The sequence below is a fragment of the Candidatus Peregrinibacteria bacterium genome (genome assembly GCA_016220175.1).
In the GTDB taxonomy this organism is placed as follows: domain Bacteria; phylum Patescibacteriota; class Gracilibacteria; order CAIRYL01; family CAIRYL01; genus JACRHZ01.
Genome location: JACRHZ010000037.1, coordinates 1 through 12,889, shown reverse-complemented (window position 1 = coordinate 12,889; position 12,889 = coordinate 1). Strand labels below are relative to the sequence as shown.

The following is a 12,889-nucleotide window of genomic DNA, read 5'->3' as shown; positions in this document are numbered from 1 at the left end:
TATTGTACTCTTTCCAATTTGCGATACGATATCTCTGTCTAAGTGAGGATTTCTTTTTCATTTTGAAAGAGGTTATTGTTCCTCCTCATCTTAGACATACTCCTATTCCCGTACAATTTATTTGTGCAACAAAGCCCTTCCACTTTGTTAATTTCCTGATTTGGCTTGAAGGTTCCATCGGGATAGCCCTTTACATATTCGAGACGGGCGCAGAACGCGATAAAATCGGTATACCATTTTCCGAGCGGAACGTCCGGAAACGGAGCAATTGTAGCGGGCTCTACGTCTTGCCTCGTTCCAAGTACGATAATTTTTGTAAATTCTGCTCGAATGAGAGGTTTATCTGGACGATATGTTCCGTCCGCATACCCAGTCACAACATTATTGTCCTTCAAAAATTGGATACTCTTCGCGTATTTGTGTGATGAATTCACATCAGAAAAAGCGCCCGTCGAAGTCGCTTGAGCCGATGGAGAAAAAATTTCCACACCAGAAAATTCGAAGAGAGAAACTCCAATCAAAAGTGCTGAGAAAATCCACACGGATTTTGCAAAGGAATATTTCATGAGGAAGGGGAGAAATATGTTTTTTCCAGTATGACAAATTTGTGAACATTCTCGCAACAAATTTTTACCAACTTCCTCCTCCACCGCCACCAAATCCTCCGCCAGAAGATCCGCCACTTGAGCCACTTCCCGATGGTGTAGAGCTCATGGTGGTAGAAATAGTATGGGAAAAATTATGAACCTGAGCACCAAATTCAGAAATGAGAAATGGATGCGTGCCGATGTACCAAGAAGGAGCTCTGGGCTGGACTCCAATGATCGCCATCGCATCCGAAAGCTTTTTTGTAGTACCAAAAACGATGGCATACGGGAGGACATCCATGAATACATTTTGTTTTTCAAAAAATATCTGTCGATGCTTTTCAACATTGTTCAGAAAAACTTCGTAGCCTCGCGCTTTTCGATATATTTCTCTTCCTTCTGCGGTTCTTCTCGGCATGAACCTCGAGAAAATGAGAAATAAAACACCAAAACCGACGAGTCCAATTCCAATTCCGAGTGCAATTTCTGAAAGGATATTTGCTGCTAAAATGATGAGTCCAACTCCAAAAATGAGAACAAAAAATGCCCACAGAAAATATCGGAGTCTTACTGATTCTGGATTTTCTCCAAAAAATCCTTTTTCAGTGATTTCTCGATACAGTTCATTTTTCACTTCCCTGAGATCTTGGGAAAAAGTATTTTTCAGCGAAGAGAGCAATATTTCTTTTTCTATTTTAAAAATTGATTTCAAGAGTTTTTGTTCGTACTCTAAAAGTCCATCTTCCCCTTTCTCTGTTCGTTTCAAAATATAATCTGAGCTTCCAAAAAATGAATCCTTTGCTTTTTCCATAATCGTGAGATATCCCCGAACGGCGAGATCAACGATAGTCGCCGACACATCAAGAGTATCGGCTTTTTCATCCATAATAACGCCAATTTCGGCGGGACGAAGTTTTTCCGGAGCTTCATATTCTACGACGATATTTTCGTGTTCAAGTACTGGCATAACTCCTTGAGACGCATTTGGATCATGGAGATTTTTTCGTTGAAAATATGAGTCACGTCCGTGTTTCCACCAGAGGCGAAGAACGAAAAATGCGCCGAGGAGAAAAATTATTCCTGCGAAACCAAACGTCACAGGAGAAAAAAGAATATCTCCAAAAGTTTTTGGAGGAGATGCGATGAGAATTGGAATTGTGTTCGGAGTGTAGCCGACAGCAATCGTCATTCCTTCTCCCGTCTCAAGTCTTCTTTGTGAAGTGAATGTGATATTTTGTGAATTTTTCTCGGTGATCTTGCATTTTTCGCGAGATCCTTGAACGCCAAGAAAGCAGTTTTTCTGGAGAATTTTTGGGGCAGGGTGAGAAATCAGTCGAAAGCACTCTATATCACCTCCACAGGGTTCAGAATCCATAACATTAGTTTCGGGAAGATGCACTTCGGCCGAGCTTTTGAGAATTGTTACTGGCCATTCAAGTCCAGTAACATTTAAGTAGAGTTCATCGTATGTTCCAAATGATCGCAAAATTCCGGTCGCCAAATATTCAATCGTATATTCTTGTGTTCCTGAAATAAGTGTGTTTGCGTCTCCAATTTGAATTCGAATATTCGCATCATTCAAAATCACTTCATAGGGTTCACTCATCCCATTTCGTGTCACCGATTGCGCTGAAATTTCTGTAAATACTTTGGAACCATCGGGAGAAACGTATGCGTACGGAATATCACGGAAAATTCCATGTTTTTGGAGATCATGAAAATCGACAGAAATATGTTCTTCCACACGCACTTTTCCATCTTCCTGAATACGAATGTTCGCGTCAAAATTCGTAATTTCCCAGCCTTCATCAGCAGAGGCAATTCCAGAAAAGAGGAGCAAGAAAATTGTCAAAAAAATAGACCGAAGGAAAGATTTCATATTTTTTCGGAAGAGAAAAATTGGAATATCGAAAATTATTCTGAAGCAGAAGGGTATGAGATTGCAACAGGTTTTAGGTTTTTAAAACTTTCTGGGTCAGGAGATTGTTACCACTTTCGGAAGGAAAAAACTCGTCACTCGAGAAAGATGTTGTTATGAAGGCATTTTCTTGAATATTTTTCTGTCGTCACTCTTCGTCGACAAGAATTCAAAATTTTATAATTGTGTTTATCTTTTGAGCAACATCAAAATAAGCCCAACCATTCGATCTTTTTCTTTCGGATTACTTTCTGCCACAAAAAGAGTGAGCGCAGTCAGCGCTTCTGGCGTGAGTTTCTGAGGATTCAGAATGTTCGCTTTTCGGAGAAACCACACAAACGAAAACGCTCCGGACCTTTTGTTGCCATCGACAAATGGATGATTTTTCACGACGAAATAAAGAAGATGCGCGGCTTTTTCTTCGAGTGTCGGATACAGATCTCTCCCACCAAATGATTGAAAAATATTTCCGACGATTCCAGACATACTTCCGTGCGTTTTCTCAATTCCAAAGAGTTCACTCGCTTCTTTTTTAGAAATCAGTTCTTCTTTCAGTTGGAAGAGTGCGTGAGAAACACTTTCCATTGTTATCGCTATCTGTTTTTTCGTTGCACCTGATTTTGGGAGCAGTTCTTTGTCATAGGCATCAAGAGAGAGCCACGTGGAGGCGAACATTTTGATGAGTTCCAGAGCATCTTCAGTTTTAATTTGTCCGCCAGCGGGAAGAAGTTTTTTCACGTCTTCGACCGCTTGCAAAAAGACGCCGTAATTTTTTGCGAGTGCTTTTTTATTGAGCGTGTAGCCTTCCAAAATATGCTGGCGCAAAGTTTTGGTGGCCCATTTTCGGAATGCAATGGCCACTTTTGAATTTGTTCTGTATCCAACGGACAAAAGGACATCAAGAGAATAAAACGCTATTGGTCTATCAGAATTTGCAATATGCATTTTTTGCATATTGCTTTTTGGATTGATTTCACCGTCTTTGAAAATATTTCGAATATGGCGAGATACAACAGATTGGTCAACGCCAAAAAGCTCGACAATTTGTTGTTGGCTCGCCCACAAGGTTTCTTTTTTCAAGTCTCCTTTGAGCTCAAGAGCACCGGACTTTGTTTGGTAAATAATAATTTCGTTTTTCATAAATTGTGGAAAAAAGAATACAAATTCGCATGAGGAAATTATATTTTTTCACCACAAAAAAATCACACAGCAAAAATACGCATGCGCAGAAAAATGTTTTTATGAAGCCATTTGCTGAAATGCTTTTCTGTCGTCGGGGTTTGACGACAGATTAGGAATCCTTCACAAAATAGTTCCCGATGAGATCAGGGCAAATATTTTTTTGAATTTTTCTCCGGTAAATAATTTTCTGAAGAAATCACACTTTCTCCAAGTTCTTTCTCTGTTTCCTTCCTCGCGTTTCCCGCAACTCCGCCGCCGCGGTTCGCCACTTTTTTGTTCGCCGGAATTCCTTTTGGCTGTTCCTTTTTCGAAATTTCAGTAGTTACTTTTTCTCCGAGCATTGTAAAAATCAGCTCCAAATCGGTCATGTTATCTCGGAGATTTGCTTTTGATTCCTCTGGAATATTTTTATGTTTTCTATACTCGCTCGGCGTCATTCCAAAAGTTGCTTTAGAAATTTCCGCCGTGAGAATCGCATAATCACTTTTGCGGTGAATGCCTCGATCTTGCCATTCATCTGTAAGATTTTGACGAATCGCTATTCCGCGAAGCCGTTTTTGAGTCCAATCTTTGGAATATCCTTTTTGCTCGTAGAGTTTTTTCATTCGCTCCTGTGCCAATTCAGGATTTTCAATTTCTTGCACTCTCTCATATCCTACTTTCGCGAGCCAACGTTTAAATGGCTCAGCTTTTGGAGAAGGAATGGATTGGATAATGCGAAAGATGCCTTCTGTGTTGGCACAGTCGGTCTCACGCATTTTTCCGTCTTCAGCCAAAAGCTTCAACTGTCTACAAATTGTAGATAGTTGAAATTCGCTTTCATCTTTTACTCTTGCTTTCATAGCAGTCCAATAAACACTTGGGCGATCACTGTTTATAAGCGCTTCTATTACATCAATCACCGAAAACCACCATTCATTGTTATAAATTGTTTTTCGAATTTTCTTGCCTTCAAAAATGGCAATTTGCTTTGAATCCATAATTATGGGAAAAAGTTACGATCACAGTATAGAATAGTTCCAAGGTTTTGCATTCACGCGAATTTCATGAGTGCGAGAATATCGCTTTCTTTCGCCATTTTTAATGAATTTTTTCTGTCGTCGGGGTTCGTCGACAGAAAGAAGAGTTAATTACCATTAAAAATCGGCAAAGATTTTTGTTGTAAATGCATATCTTCTACAAGCAAACTCGGTTTTTGATAGAGGGAATCTCTTTTGATTATTGCTTTTACAACAACATTTTGCCCATAAAATTGGTCGAAGTCTTTAGTTGTTTTTCCTTCAGGAGGGTAGGCAACCAGATCTCGATACTTTTTAGGAAATGTATAGACTCGAACCTTCATTGAATCCCCCTTACTACACTGCATTCCCACGATCTTTACTGTAAAACGGTATAATTTGCCATTTTCATAGTCTGGAAGTATTTTTTCATCTTCGCTTAAATAATTTTCGAAATTATTCTTGTCCATAATGGATGACTGTAGGAAATCTTTCCTATGGCTTATTTCTATAGAGGACACTTCATTCTCCACAAAAGGCTTGAGTGCCTTCTTGAACTTACCTTGTGTTATCATGCGATGGAGAGATTTGGCGTACGATTCTGGTAAATCATTTAGATCAAGAAGCTTCTTTTGGTTTTTGGCTTTTCCGATTAATGTACCAACAAAATATGCCACAAGTGAAAAGATTGCTGTAAAGTCAGCAGGGAGTTCTTTAGCAAAATCATTAACACTCTTATGAGCTTGATTAATTGCACCAAAAAAATCATTCGCTTTTTCCCACAATTGAGTATCTACAACCCTTAGAAAATTAATAAGGTCTACGACTTTTTCAAATGGAATCTTCTCAGCGAGATCAAGGAGAATTATTATAATGTTAACTATCAACGATCCCTCTCTTGTATTGCTTGCTTTAACAATAATATTCCCATTTATTTTAGAAATTTTGAATATTTCTTTAATAACAATATCAAAACCTACAATTGACTCGCCAAGAACAGCTAAATCAACTTCTGAATCATTTTTCTCATTAAGTCCTCGATATTTAAGAAAGAAATTAGCTTCCATTAATGCATGTTTTAAAGTTTTACTCTCGCTCTTGCTTCATCATCTTGGGCAAGAGTGTATCACGAATTTTCATGCTTAGCGAAATTTTTTCACTTCGCCACTAAAAAATGGCACGCGTCAGCGCGTGACTCCCGCTGAAATTTGTCAATCTTTCCATTTTATTTACATAATATTGACAATAAAATCATAAAACTCTACAATTAAGCCTGTCAATCAACATTTCCCCCTCATCCATGACCTCCAAAACCTTGAATATTTTCGAGCTTCGGAAAAAAATCGGCATGTCGCAATCAGATCTTGCCATGCGTCTTGGTATTTCGCGTCCCACGCTCATCAAAATTGAGAAAGGAGAAAGACCGCTGACTCTTGGCGAACGAGAGAAAGTACAAGAAATTTTTGATACAGTTCAAGAATCAGAGCACAAAGCTTCTGATATGCGTATTGATATTCCGCAAAAAAATCTCAAGAAATTCAAAGAGGTTCTCCTCTACATTCTTGAAAAAGTCGGTGGAAAGCCAAATGTTGGGCTCACCGTTCTCTACAAACTGCTGTATTTCATCGATTTTGATTATTACGAAAAGTTTGAAGAACAACTTATGGGCTTAACATACATGAAAAATCATCATGGTCCGACGCCAAAGGAATTTATAAAAGTTCTGGAAGAAATGAAACAAAATGGAGAAATTGAAGAAGTGAATAGCAAATATTTTACGTACGATCAACGAAAATATCTCCCACGGAGAAATGCAAATCTTTCCATTCTCACGGGAAGAGAACTGGAGCATATTGATCTCGTGCTTGTAAAACTTTCCGATAAATCAGGAAAGGAACTCAGTGAATATTCTCACGGCGATGTTCCGTGGATGACGCACGAATTGGGAGAAGAAATTAAATATGAAAGCGTGTTTTACCGAAATGATCCTTATTCCGTGCGCCGATATGAAGATGATATTTAGTTCTCTGCCGGAATTTGAGAAAGAATACAAAAGACTTTCCAAGAAAATTCCTTCTCTGGAATCAGATCTCGAGAATTTTAGAAAATTTATAGTGGGCGTTGATTTTGAGAATAACAAACGATTTATTCTTTTGAAAAAAAATGATGAGAAGGGGATTCGGATCATAAAGACTCGTCTTATGGTAAGAAGCATGAAGGGATCAAGTAAAACGAGAATTATTTTTTGTTTTTGTATTCGAGGAAATCATATTGAATTTCTAGAAATCTATATGAAAAATGAAAAAGATCGAGAAGATACGGATCGAATTGAGAGATATTTGAAAGACCGATAAAGGCAGATTCCAAAATTTTTCGGAGTTTTCTCCACTATTAGCCACCCATTTTGCAAGTATGTTCTATGCATCTCGGTGTGGGCGGACACATGACTTCTAAAGTACAATAAGGCAAATCTGATGGTGCTAAAAATTTATTTTTTGAATTAGGAATATTCTGTTGTTGATTCTTTTTTGTCTCACAATCAAATGGCTCTTTGTGAAAAACATTTACGGGAGTGGAACAAGCACATGGTGAACAATCCTCTCGTTGTCCAGTGCAATCAAAGTCAAAAATACAAAAATCTGGGGAATCGTATTGTGAAATTATCAACGCTCTCCCCTGAAAGAGAAAAAAACAGATCAAAATCATTAGTGTTATAAAAAGTGCAACGAGTGCGATTTTCCTTTTTTCCATAAAAACAATAAAATTGCTATTTGAGGGAGCGTTCCATATTTCATCGTATCAAGAGGACAGCAAAATTCAAAGCCACACACCAAAAAAGTAGAGACAAGGCATGCCTTGTCTCTACGACGATACACTCGCACTCATTCCCGCCACAAATCCCGTCGTCCAGCAGAGTTGCAAACTGTAGCCGCCTGATGGACGATCGATATTTAAAATATCACCGACGAGATACATATTTGAGAAGAGTCGTGATTTCATTTCCCGAGAATCAACTTCTTCGAGAATTACTCCGCCACTCGTGACGATTGCCTTATCTGTTCCCATAAGTTCTTCCACTGTCAGGGAAAGCTCTTTGATAAATCGAACGAGAACTCGCCGTTCTTCACGGGAAATGCTGTGGACAAATTTTTCGGAATCAATTTCTGCAAGATCGATGAGAACAGACGACAGTGTCGGAGTAACGAAGGACGGAAGAATATTCTTGAGTTTTTTATTTTTATTTTCGTCAAAGAGTTTTTGGAGATCTCTGTCCACTGCGCCGAGATCAAGATGCGGCATGAGATCAAGCGAAAGTGTCACTTCTCCATATTTGAGAACTTCACCAATTTCCTTGCTCATATTTAAGACAAGCGGTCCACTGATTCCAAAATGTGTGAAGAGCAATTTCCCTTTTCCACTTTTTTGCTTTTGCTGATTTTGAAAAACAGTGAGCTTTGCATTAGAAAAACTGAGTCCAGAAAGCTCCGAAATCCATTTTTCTCGAATTTTTACTGGAACGAGCGCGGCATCTGATTCCTCCACGGTATGTCCAATCTCTTCCAGCCAACGAAATCCTTCTCCCGTTGATCCCGTTTCCGGATGAGATTTTCCACCAGTTGCTAAAATATACGAATTCGCTTTGAGAATTTCTCCGGATTGTAATTGAACTCCAGAAATTTTCTTTTTCGATTTCTGAAATCCCATCACTTCCGACTTCGTCAGAATCTTTACATTCCCTTCCCGCATATAGTTTACGAGAACATCAAAAACAGACTTCGCTTTGTCACTCAGGGGAAACACGCGTTTTTCTGCTTCAATTTTTGTTGGCATTTTCCGAGCATGAAAAAACTCAAGTGTTTCTTTCACTCCAAATCGTGAAAATGGAGAAAAAAGAAATTTTTTCTGTTCTTTGAATTTTTCCAAAAAAATCTTTTCATCAAACTCCGCATTCGTGAGATTGCATCGTCCACCGCCAGTAATTAATAACTTTTTCCCAAGCGTTGCATTTTTTTCGAAGAGCAAAACTTTCGCGCCGCATTCTGCCGCTCGTCCTGCCGCCATCATTCCTGCTGGTCCACCGCCGATAACAATAACATCGTACTGCATTCTCATTTTGCAGAAATTATTCCTCAAGTTCAGGAATTTCTTTTTTCAAAATATTGAGTACATCACGGAGAGTTCCGGGAACATCTCGGTCAACAGTTTGTACGAGATAATGACATTCTTTACTTTTTTCGAGTTCAATTTTTGCGCTCTCCATCCTCTTTTCTACTTCTGCATCAGAAAGAGGGGAGCGTTCCCGAATCCGCCTTTCTAAAACTTCAAGTGATGGAGGGAGAAGAAATATGGAAACATATTCGTCGCGGGGAAGAATTTTTTGAACGCTTTCAAACCCCTGAATATCGAGTTCTCGGACAACATTTTTTCCATCCCGAATCGCATCAAATATCGGTTTTTTCAGCGTGCCATACAAATAAGAATTGTGTACTTCCGCCCACTCCAGAAATTCATCATTTTTTATGCGACTCCGAAAATCCTCTTCGGAGAGAAAATAATATGTTTCCCCTTCTTTCTCTCCTGGTCGAGGCGGTCTTGTGGTAGCAGAAACGGGAAATACAAAGGTTTGGGAATAATTTTTTTTGAGGAAATCGACGGTTGTCCCTTTTCCGACGCCAGAAGGACCAATGATGAGAAAAAGACGAGCGCGGGCAATTGACATATTCACAAAAAAGTATTAAAATAATTATATACATAAAAATTATATCATATTTATTTCAATCTCTTCGAACTGGAACAGTGAACTACTTGTTTTTTGAGGGTTTTTCTGATACAATTACGAGATTTCTTAAGAGTTCGCTCAGGTCTTTTACATCACTTCTTCAGCACTTGGCGGTCACATTTTCTCTAAGGACTTCTCGGAAAGCCGGGAACGGGGAATTCCGAAGTACCATATCCTCCCTCATAGATATGCTACTTTGGAGTTCTCCCCTCCCTACTTTTCGATGGTTTGACTCAAACCGCCAAAACACCGAAGAGTAGCCTCCTTTTGTAACTTCGGTTCTCATAAGGAGCATTCTTCATAAACACAAACAAAAGGATTCGTTCCTTTCTCGGAATTCGTTCCGAAGTAAAACAAAAACAAAATAAGACCTTTGGTATTCTGGTCTTTAAAAAACGACTACCGAAGAATAGTAGGGAGCTTTCATTCCGCTGAGTCGACGGAATGAGAACTATCTACTCGAAGATCCTTCTCCGCTTTAGCGGAGCTCCTCTTTCAGAGGAATTTGTCTTCGAGTGGTATGCAAGGGAAATGCCCACCTCTGTTATCCGAAGCATTTTTTCAGGAAACAAGTGCAAATTTGGCATTTCCCTTTCGTGCTGTCCAAAAAAACAATCGAAAGGAAAATATTTTATATCATAAAATTCAATCTGTCAACAAGAAAATTTTCCCCTAGCTTTTAATGGCTTCCTTTACGATCGACTCAAATACTTCTGGATATTCAATCGCCATATTCGAGAGAACCTTTCGATTGAGAATGATCATTTTTTTTGTCATAGCGTGTTGAAAAGTGGAGTAATTCATGCCCATGAGCTGTAACGCGGCCGAGATTCGGGCGATCCAGACTTTTCTGTAATCGCGTTTTTTAGACCGTCTGTGCTCATAGGCATAAAGCCCCGCCTTCATGACGGCATTTTTTGCATATGAAAAAACATTACTTCGCTTCCAACGATATCCCTTGGCGAGTTTGAGAAGTTTTCTGTGTCGTTTTCGCGATGAGACGCTGTGGCTCACTCTCATAAAATATAAGAAAAAGAATAATTAATAGTGTGGAAGAAGCCTTGTTGCTCTTTTCGCTTCTCCCGGACTCAATATGATAGGTTTTTCTGCAAGTTTCTTTTGTCTTTTCGATTTTTGCAGCAGAAGATGGTTGCGGGAAGATTTTTGCATGCGCCATTTTCCTGAACCAGTCTTGACAAGTCTTTTTTTTGCAGCAGATCTATTTTTCTGCTTGCCTACTTTTCCGATTTTTCCCATAGAAAGAAAATAAAATAAAAAATGGATGCGATTAGCCTTTCTTTTGTCCAGTTGGTCTGAACTCAACAATGATATTTCGACCTTGCCTCTTAACGCCTTCCGACTTTGCAATCTCTGAGAGATCTTCCTGCATCTTCTCTATACGCTTCATGCCAATTTCAGGATGGCTCGCCTCTCGTCCGCGAAATTCCAAGATGACTTTTACCGGATGATGTTTCTCGAGGAATTCCTGAGCCCGATCGACACGAACCTGAAAATCGTGATCTGAAATTCGGATTCCAAATCGGATTTCCTTCGTTTCTTGTGCTTTTGTGAGTTGTTTCTGCTTGTTCTCTGCTTTTTTTTGGCGGTAGAGAAAATGCCCAAAGTCCATAATCCGGCACACGGGCGGGACAGCTTTTGGGGAAACTTCAATGAGGTCGAATCCCGACTGAACCGCGAGCTCAAGAGCTTTAGAGGTAGGCATCACCCCAAGCTGATTATTATCTTTATCGATAACACGCACTTCAGGCGCAGTAATTCTTGAGTTCTTACGAAGAAGTTTTTTCTGGGTCACCAAAAAGAGCCAAAAAGCGTAGGTGGAGTGTAGTAAACTTTTTTGTGAGAGTCAAGAAAACAGGAATTCTTATTTTTTCTTTTTTTCGCAGCACCTTTCATTATCTTCACAGCATTTTTCCTCTTCCTCGTAGCAGACATTATCGCTTCGGCAGGAGGAGCAAAATCCTCCCGGTAGACTCAGAGCAAAAGCCACGACAAAAAGATACACAAAAAGTGATGCGTCCGGGTTTCCATTCACGGTAAGCCCAAAAATGAAAACGATAAGGAGGAGTCCAGTTCCGAGAAGTGCCCATCTCCTCAAGAATCCTGTAATAAGAAGCAGAGCGAGGATCGTCTCCAAAAAAGGAAGTACCGTAAGGAAGGTATTTACAAGTGACATCGGAAGAAAAGAAGATTCAAACCCTGAAGCAGTGCTTTTCACAAAATTCGACACTCCCATTTGAAATTTACTAATACCAGCAAGCAGCACGAATACTCCAATTCCAAGGCGCAAGAGGAGTTCAGCACTCTCAGGATTTGGTTTTGTCTGGAAGAATTTTTTCATAAGATTTAAGAATGAAAGAGCGTCTTCCATAATAACAAATTCTCTCCGGTATCATCAAAACTTCTCTCTTTACAAGTTCTTAATTGAGTTTTTAGTAGTATTTTGGTATAATTCAGCGATATATTACACATTTTTCATGGAAATTCATGAAGCTATAGCAGCGATAGATTATGAGGAGCTCCCGGTACATCTTCATGAAGCACATGAAGTTTTTGAGGAAAAATTGGCAGAGCTTCCAGAAGATGCCTATGAGACGAGAGGGGCATATTTCTACTATTTGTTAAGAATTTCGCTCAAAAGCACTGCTCTCTTTGAGACGGAACTTGAAAAGCATTATTTTGAGGAGCTCATTGAGTGTTTTCGTGTACAAGAAGAGAAGTATTTGGAAAAACTCCATGAAAATCGCAGCGACAAATTGGTCATTTCCCAAATGAGCGTTTTCTATCACCTCATGGAGCGATATTTCACCATTCTGAGCGCTATTTATCGGAAAAAGGACTATAAATTTGCGGAGCAAAAAGCATATTTGGAAAAAATGCGCTATCGACAGAGTTCTTTCCGATTCAAAAGAAAGTGGGGAAAATTCTCTACATACAAATTCTGGGAATTTACTTCTCTCTATGGGCTCAGTTTTTTGCGATGGGGAATCTCATGCCTTATTTCCGTCACATTCTACGCACTTCTCTACATTTTTATCGGGAATCTCCACATTCCTTTCAGTAGTGATGCAATCCATTGGTATGACGCTTTTCATTTTTCTATCGCCACATTTACGACGCTTGGACTTGGAGATGTGGTCGCTTCTGATGTTATTTCAAGATTTATTGTCGATATCGAAGTATTTAACGGATACCTCATGCTCGGTGTGTTTATGGCGCTCGTGCAGAAGAGAATCTTTTAGTCAATTACGAATTGATCAATTAAGAATGACTTTGTTGCACAAATCATAATATAGAGACTCAGGAAAGAGCAATTTTCTTTTTCTAAGGTTTTCATACTATTTTGTAACTTTTTGGCATTCCGAGAGCAGTCATACTATTCAAAGCAGAACATATAAGAAAAGAT

The 12,889-nt window shown here is 39.2% G+C and carries 14 protein-coding genes; 3 read left to right on the top strand and 11 right to left on the bottom strand.

The genetic code is table 11. The features are described 5' to 3' along the window. Positions 1-38: 38 nt before the first annotated feature. The 5 genes from HZA38_03470 to HZA38_03450 form a co-directional block, all read right to left on the bottom strand. On the bottom strand, positions 39-566 hold the full coding sequence (locus HZA38_03470; protein MBI5414552.1) for an S-layer homology domain-containing protein: 528 nt from the start codon (positions 564-566) through the stop codon (positions 39-41). 64 nt (positions 567-630) lie between these two features. Then, positions 631-2,466, bottom strand: a complete 1,836-nt coding sequence (locus HZA38_03465) for a DUF2207 domain-containing protein (GenBank protein MBI5414551.1) — start codon at positions 2,464-2,466, stop codon at positions 631-633. A 228-nt stretch (positions 2,467-2,694) separates the two neighbouring features. Beyond that, positions 2,695-3,645 (bottom strand): virulence protein RhuM/Fic/DOC family protein, encoded by a 951-nt coding sequence (locus tag HZA38_03460; protein ID MBI5414550.1) that lies wholly within the window; start codon positions 3,643-3,645, stop codon positions 2,695-2,697. Between the two features lie 185 nt (positions 3,646-3,830). Next, entirely contained in the window at positions 3,831-4,667 is an 837-nt protein-coding gene (locus HZA38_03455) for a Bro-N domain-containing protein (GenBank protein ID MBI5414549.1), read from the bottom strand. Between the two features lie 146 nt (positions 4,668-4,813). Further along, complete coding sequence (locus HZA38_03450) at positions 4,814-5,752, bottom strand: hypothetical protein (protein MBI5414548.1); 939 nt, start codon at positions 5,750-5,752, stop codon at positions 4,814-4,816. Between the two features lie 233 nt (positions 5,753-5,985). Between HZA38_03450 and HZA38_03445 the strand changes: the two genes are divergently transcribed. Together HZA38_03445 and HZA38_03440 are read left to right on the top strand one after the other, a co-directional pair. After that, positions 5,986-6,708 (top strand): DUF4065 domain-containing protein, encoded by a 723-nt coding sequence (locus HZA38_03445; protein MBI5414547.1) that lies wholly within the window; start codon positions 5,986-5,988, stop codon positions 6,706-6,708. Further along, the gene (locus HZA38_03440) at positions 6,692-7,039 is read left to right on the top strand and encodes a hypothetical protein (protein ID MBI5414546.1); all 348 of its coding nucleotides are present in this window, start codon (positions 6,692-6,694) and stop codon (positions 7,037-7,039) included. The genes HZA38_03445 and HZA38_03440 overlap by 17 nt, the downstream gene beginning before the upstream one ends. A gap of 508 nt (positions 7,040-7,547) precedes the next feature. Here HZA38_03440 and HZA38_03435 read toward each other — a convergent pair. The 6 genes from HZA38_03435 to HZA38_03410 form a co-directional block, all read right to left on the bottom strand. Next, positions 7,548-8,798, bottom strand: a complete 1,251-nt coding sequence (locus HZA38_03435) for an aminoacetone oxidase family FAD-binding enzyme (GenBank protein ID MBI5414545.1) — start codon at positions 8,796-8,798, stop codon at positions 7,548-7,550. A 10-nt stretch (positions 8,799-8,808) separates the two neighbouring features. Further along, positions 8,809-9,405 (bottom strand): guanylate kinase, encoded by a 597-nt coding sequence (gene gmk / locus HZA38_03430; GenBank protein ID MBI5414544.1) that lies wholly within the window; start codon positions 9,403-9,405, stop codon positions 8,809-8,811. Between the two features lie 732 nt (positions 9,406-10,137). Beyond that, positions 10,138-10,485 (bottom strand): 50S ribosomal protein L20, encoded by a 348-nt coding sequence (gene rplT, locus HZA38_03425; GenBank protein ID MBI5414543.1) that lies wholly within the window; start codon positions 10,483-10,485, stop codon positions 10,138-10,140. A gap of 21 nt (positions 10,486-10,506) precedes the next feature. Beyond that, the gene (locus tag HZA38_03420) at positions 10,507-10,722 is read right to left on the bottom strand and encodes a 50S ribosomal protein L35 (GenBank protein ID MBI5414542.1); all 216 of its coding nucleotides are present in this window, start codon (positions 10,720-10,722) and stop codon (positions 10,507-10,509) included. A gap of 31 nt (positions 10,723-10,753) precedes the next feature. After that, a complete protein-coding gene (locus tag HZA38_03415) occupies positions 10,754-11,278 on the bottom strand; it encodes a translation initiation factor IF-3 (GenBank protein ID MBI5414541.1) in 525 nt (174 codons plus the stop codon). Positions 11,279-11,347: 69 nt separating this feature from the next. Next, complete coding sequence (locus HZA38_03410; GenBank protein MBI5414540.1) at positions 11,348-11,824, bottom strand: DoxX family protein; 477 nt, start codon at positions 11,822-11,824, stop codon at positions 11,348-11,350. A gap of 136 nt (positions 11,825-11,960) precedes the next feature. Between HZA38_03410 and HZA38_03405 the strand changes: the two genes are divergently transcribed. Then, positions 11,961-12,725 (top strand): two pore domain potassium channel family protein, encoded by a 765-nt coding sequence (locus HZA38_03405; GenBank protein MBI5414539.1) that lies wholly within the window; start codon positions 11,961-11,963, stop codon positions 12,723-12,725. Positions 12,726-12,889: the final 164 nt, after the last annotated feature.

Coding starts and splice junctions, on each gene's coding strand:
- HZA38_03470 (MBI5414552.1), bottom strand. CDS start 566: ATGAAATATTCCTTTGCAAAATCCGTGTGGATTTTCTCAGCACTTTTG.
- HZA38_03465 (MBI5414551.1), bottom strand. CDS start 2,466: ATGAAATCTTTCCTTCGGTCTATTTTTTTGACAATTTTCTTGCTCCTC.
- HZA38_03460 (MBI5414550.1), bottom strand. CDS start 3,645: ATGAAAAACGAAATTATTATTTACCAAACAAAGTCCGGTGCTCTTGAG.
- HZA38_03455 (MBI5414549.1), bottom strand. CDS start 4,667: ATGGATTCAAAGCAAATTGCCATTTTTGAAGGCAAGAAAATTCGAAAA.
- HZA38_03450 (MBI5414548.1), bottom strand. CDS start 5,752: ATGGAAGCTAATTTCTTTCTTAAATATCGAGGACTTAATGAGAAAAAT.
- HZA38_03445 (MBI5414547.1), top strand. CDS start 5,986: ATGACCTCCAAAACCTTGAATATTTTCGAGCTTCGGAAAAAAATCGGC.
- HZA38_03440 (MBI5414546.1), top strand. CDS start 6,692: ATGAAGATGATATTTAGTTCTCTGCCGGAATTTGAGAAAGAATACAAA.
- HZA38_03435 (MBI5414545.1), bottom strand. CDS start 8,798: ATGAGAATGCAGTACGATGTTATTGTTATCGGCGGTGGACCAGCAGGA.
- gmk (MBI5414544.1), bottom strand. CDS start 9,405: ATGTCAATTGCCCGCGCTCGTCTTTTTCTCATCATTGGTCCTTCTGGC.
- rplT (MBI5414543.1), bottom strand. CDS start 10,485: ATGAGAGTGAGCCACAGCGTCTCATCGCGAAAACGACACAGAAAACTT.
- HZA38_03420 (MBI5414542.1), bottom strand. CDS start 10,722: ATGGGAAAAATCGGAAAAGTAGGCAAGCAGAAAAATAGATCTGCTGCA.
- HZA38_03410 (MBI5414540.1), bottom strand. CDS start 11,824: ATGAAAAAATTCTTCCAGACAAAACCAAATCCTGAGAGTGCTGAACTC.
- HZA38_03405 (MBI5414539.1), top strand. CDS start 11,961: ATGGAAATTCATGAAGCTATAGCAGCGATAGATTATGAGGAGCTCCCG.